This window comes from Lichenifustis flavocetrariae, assembly GCF_026130545.1.
GTDB classification, from domain to species: domain Bacteria; phylum Pseudomonadota; class Alphaproteobacteria; order Rhizobiales; family Beijerinckiaceae; genus Lichenihabitans; species Lichenihabitans flavocetrariae.
In genome coordinates this window covers 1-3,858 of record NZ_JAMOIM010000115.1, presented here as the reverse complement: position 1 = coordinate 3,858, position 3,858 = coordinate 1, and the positions used below count along the sequence as shown (strand labels likewise).

The following is a 3,858-nucleotide window of genomic DNA, read 5'->3' as shown; positions in this document are numbered from 1 at the left end:
ACGCTCAAGATCGAATCGGCTCATTCGCTAAGGGAATCAGCGATTTCCTTGCGTGGCAAGGGCCTGGGTAATTACGGCAGGTTGACGGATCGGGCATGTTTGACGAGAGCGGGACCAACTTGGAGAACGCCGTTCACTGTGCTGAGCAGAATAGGCCAAACGACCACCCAGAAGATGATCGCGATGTTCGTCGCATAACCGATCACGAGCAGCAGAATAAAGACGGGAACAACGAAACAGGGTTGGTCTGACGCGGCAACTGCAGCAGCGGGTTCAGATTGGCTTCAACGGGCTTGTACCACCCCAGCAGAATGCCAAGCGGCACCGCAACGACAACCCCGAACGCAAAGCCGCCAGCGGCGCGCTGTAGACTGACCAGAATCTGCGGAAGGAGCTTTCCGGCGAGCGCATATTCCACCCTCTTTCACGATCACTTCGGAAAAGAGCAGAAAAACGTCTGGTTGATCAGACCGAGGCGCGGCGCAAGTTCGCAGAGCAGCAGAAAAACAGCAATGCCGCGCTTTGTCGAAGAACCGGCTCCGGCAAGCTCCGGACACGACCGAGGTTCGGCGAGGCGACACGATTGGGTTGCTCGCGCAGCTCAACGGTTTCGGTGAGCCCGTTGCTTATGATCCGCCTCCAAATCGATAGATGCAGCACGATCTTTTCAGCTGCGACGAATAGTCACCGCTCCTTTTTGCCTTGGCAAAGAGGAACGACCAAGACCCGAGAGCCGAGACAGAATCGGATTACAACGACAAGATGATATGACCGCAATCAATCGCAGGCGGATTAGAGATCCATAATCATAGTCAACTTTTTTCGACCGTTCAGCCAGTGAGCTTGCTGCTCTCACAAGCAGCGCTGAATAACTTTGGGTCTGGACACGACTGGACCGATTGTGAGGCCATCGACCATGGTCATGCTCGCTTACTTCATCAGACGAAGTGGTTCTGACAGCGAGTCCCAAGATGCAAGGAACGGGCAGACCGATGAGGGATCCTAAACGCGGACGGCCAACAACTCACCGTTGGATTTTCTCAGAAGGCTGATGTTTAGAGCCCCCATGCAGCCAGCCGGACACCGACTTTCTGGCACGTGCACCGTCAAGGCGCCTCCACGTCGAACACTCGTGCGTCCGCTTGTGCTGCATGTCCCATGAACCTCCTCGGTCCGGTTCGCGCTTCGTGCGCGGCGACAATTTCGATTGCCGCTCAATAGTACATTCGATAGGTAGATTATGGAAGGCGGGTCAATAGCCGCCGCGATGGTTCGTGATCCGGTTGCTGTGTCTGGGCTTGCGGTTTTGCATCGTCAGGCGCCATCCTCATAAGCTTGCGTCATTTGCTGGACTGAAACGATGAACACGCACGGCAAAATGGCCCGCAGGGCCGCTCTTCGATCCGCAGCGATGGACGTGACGCTGGCTCTGGCAGGGGCGTCCCTTGGGCAGGCTCAGACAACGGGAGATCCTGTGACCCTCGGCGTCAGCGGCCCGCTCACGGGGCAAAACGCACACTATGGCGCGCAGTGACGGAAGGGCTTCGACCTCGCGCTTGACGAGATCAATGCCAAAGGCGGCATCAGGGGCCATCCCCTCGCCTATCAGTTCGAGGACAGCCAGTCCGACCCTCGCCAGTCCGTCGCGATCGCCCAAAAACTGGTGAGTGACCCGAAGATCGTGGCAGAGGTCGGTGATTTCTCGAGCACGGCCTCCATGGCCGCCTCGCCGATCTACCAGCGCGCCGGTCTCGTGCAGTTCGGCTTCACCAATTCGCACCCGAATTTCACCAAGGGCGGCGACTACATGTGGAGCAATTCGCTCGCCCAGACCGACGAGACGCCCCGTCTTGCAAAATACGCTGCGGACCTCGGCTTAAAGCGCGTGGCCGTGCTGCATCTGAATACGGATTGGGGTCGCACCAGCGAAAGGATTTTCCAGGATTCGGCCAAGAAGGATGGTCTCGAGGTCGTCGCCTCCGAAGGTTATCAGCCGGACGAACAGGATTTCCGCTCAACACTCGTCCGGGTGCGAGATGCCAAGCCTGACGGGCTGATCCTGATCTCCTACTATTCTGATGGCGCGCTGATTTCGCGACAGGTGCGTTCCGTTGGGCTGACACAACCGATCGTGGCCATCGGCTCCGTCTACTCACCAAAATTCGTCGAGCTTGGCGGCAAGGACGTGGAGGGTGTCTACACGGAATCGAATTTCTTTCCAGGCAACACCCGTCCGGAGGTGAAGGCCTTCGTGGACAAGTTCAAAGCCCGGTATAACCAGGAACCGGATGAGTTCAACGCGGACGCTTACGACACGATCATCCTTTTGGCGGACGTGCTGAACCGCTACGGCGTCGATCGCAAGGCCGTTCACGATGGGCTCGCTGCGATCAAGGACGTGCCCAGCGTGATCTTCGGTAAGGCGAGTTTCGATCCTCAAAACCGCCGCGTTGCGGGCGGTACGGCAACCTTCCTGGTCGTCAAGGATGGCTCGTTTCAACTTTGGGACGGGACAGAGCCTGCCTTGAACTGAGGAGCCATCCATCGAGGCGCAGCGAAGATTTGCGATGTCGGTGTGCTTCTCATCGATGATGCGTCAAGGGCGGCATTCGACGATCTGCCGCTCAAACGGATGAAGCCACTATATAGGGACGCAGGGTTTGGGTTCGTTCATCGACTACCGTCAACGGGCTGGTGATCGGCAATATCTACGCGCTCTTTGCTGTTGGCCTCGCCCGATCTTTGGTGTCGTGAATCTTATCAACTTCGCTCACGGCTCGGTTTACACGATCGGCGCCTATCTGGGCTGGGCCTGCATCACTTTTTTGTACACGCCGCTGCCCGTCACCATGGTGATCGTGATGCTGGTTTGCGGCATGCTCGGGATGCTCATCGAGCGGGTGGGGCTCCGGCCCCTGCGGGGCAAGGCGCGCATTGCCCCGCTGCTCGCGACGATCGGCATCAGCTTTGTCCTCGACCAGTTGGTCCAGCTCGTCTGCCGGCCAGAGCCGCGTGCGCTGCCCAGCAGCCCCTCGGCGACCGCGACCCGCACCGAAGTCGGCTGGTTGATCAACGGGCGAAAGATCTTCGTGACAGGCGCGCCCGCGCTGCGGTTCCTCGTGACGATCGTCCAACTGTCCGCGACAGAGGACGCACCCGACGGAGAAGTCGCCAGCGCGATCGTGCGCGCCGATGCGCCCGGCCTCAGAATCGAGCCAACCTGGGGCGGAAGCCTGAGCCTCCGCACGGCCGGCAATGACGATGTCGTCTATGAAGACGTGTTCGTGCCAGACGACTGGATGGTTGAGCGGCGTTCCATCCCGTCCCGCACCGCGACGCCCCTGAAACCACCGGCGGGAAAAGGAGCGCCGGGGCCCGGACCATGGGCGCTGACCATCGCGGCGGTCTATCTCTGCATCGGCGAGGCCGCTGTTGCCGCCGCCTGCAGCTATGCCAACGCAAGGGTGCCGAGTGCCCTCGCGCAGCCAATTGCCGGACAGCCTCATATCCAGCACTGGATCGGCCAGATGCAGGTCGCGGTGGATGGCGCCCGCGCGCAGCTCTATGAGACGGCGCGGCTCTGGCGCGATCATCCACCATTGCGCGACCGCCTCGGGCCCAATATCGCGGCTGCCAAATATCTTTGCACCAATGCGGCCACATCGGCTTCGGAGACCGGCCTCCGCGTGGCAGGCGGCTTCAGCCTGACGGGAGCCCTGACCCTCGAGCGGCATTTTCGCGACGCGCGCGCAGGCCTGTTTCAGCCACCTCAGGACGACTTAGGAAGCGTCGATAAATTTTTGATTCGCGACGAGGATTTTTGAGGGATTCCCTGCTGCGTCTTTACTTTGTAGATGG

3 protein-coding genes and 1 pseudogene are annotated in these 3,858 nt (G+C 59.7%); 3 read left to right on the top strand and 1 reads right to left on the bottom strand.

The window, feature by feature from the left end:
• Positions 1-202: 202 nt before the first annotated feature.
• Complete coding sequence (locus M8523_RS35925; protein WP_282589581.1) at positions 203-418, bottom strand: ABC transporter permease family protein; 216 nt, start codon at positions 416-418, stop codon at positions 203-205.
• A 942-nt stretch (positions 419-1,360) separates the two neighbouring features.
• Between M8523_RS35925 and M8523_RS35920 the strand changes: the two genes are divergently transcribed.
• From M8523_RS35920 to M8523_RS35910, 3 genes and pseudogenes are all read left to right on the top strand, one after another.
• Entirely contained in the window at positions 1,361-1,534 is a 174-nt protein-coding gene (locus tag M8523_RS35920; RefSeq protein WP_282589580.1) for a hypothetical protein, read from the top strand.
• Between the two features lie 12 nt (positions 1,535-1,546).
• Positions 1,547-2,533, top strand: a pseudogene (locus M8523_RS35915) (ABC transporter substrate-binding protein); the annotation flags it as partial.
• 217 nt (positions 2,534-2,750) lie between these two features.
• Positions 2,751-3,824, top strand: a complete 1,074-nt coding sequence (locus M8523_RS35910; RefSeq protein WP_282589579.1) for an acyl-CoA dehydrogenase family protein — start codon at positions 2,751-2,753, stop codon at positions 3,822-3,824.
• Positions 3,825-3,858: the final 34 nt, after the last annotated feature.

What these genes read in the sequence shown, in the direction of transcription:
- M8523_RS35920 (WP_282589580.1), top strand. Translation starts at nt 1,361, where the DNA reads ATGAACACGCACGGCAAAATGGCCCGCAGGGCCGCTCTTCGATCCGCA.